This window comes from Pseudomonas sp. 43(2021), assembly GCF_017490805.1.
Classification (GTDB): Bacteria; Pseudomonadota; Gammaproteobacteria; order Pseudomonadales; family Pseudomonadaceae; genus Aquipseudomonas.
The window spans coordinates 1-467 of sequence record NZ_JAFGYJ010000435.1; the positions used below are offsets into that span (position 1 = coordinate 1).

The following is a 467-nucleotide window of genomic DNA, read 5'->3' on the forward strand; positions in this document are numbered from 1 at the left end:
GCAAGCTTTTCCTTGCGCAGGGCGATCAGGGAGTTTTCTTCCTGTTGCAGGGCTTGCGGGTCGAGTTGTAGGTCGCTCATGTCTTTAAGTATTCCATCAGGTTCGTTGCCCCCAGCCTTCGGCTGGGGATCGCGGGCGAGCCCGCTCCCACAGAGGGTGTTACAGGCCGGATTTCAGGCTGGCTTCCAGATACTCGTCGATGTCGCCGTCGAGCACCTTGTCGCAATCGCTGCGTTCGATGTTGGTACGCAGATCCTTGATCCGCGAGGCATCGAGCACGTAAGAGCGGATCTGGTGACCCCAGCCGATGTCCGACTTGGTGTCTTCCAGCGCCTGCGAGGCCGCATTGCGCTTCTGCATTTCCTGCTCGTACAACTTGGCCCGCAGCATTTTCATCGCGGTGTCCTTGTTGGCGTGCTGGGAGCGCTCGTTCTGGCAGCTGACCACGGTGTTGGTCGGTACGTGGG

At 59.7% G+C, this 467-nt stretch carries 2 protein-coding genes; both read right to left on the reverse strand.

Annotation, left to right across the window (positions count from 1 at the left end):
- Positions 1-80: hypothetical protein (locus J5M71_RS29485; protein WP_243434390.1), on the reverse strand; the 80-nt coding region annotated here is incomplete at its 3' end.
- 79 nt (positions 81-159) lie between these two features.
- Positions 160-467 (reverse strand): peptide chain release factor-like protein (locus J5M71_RS28030; RefSeq protein WP_279382400.1); only part of this gene is annotated, 308 nt, incomplete at its 5' end.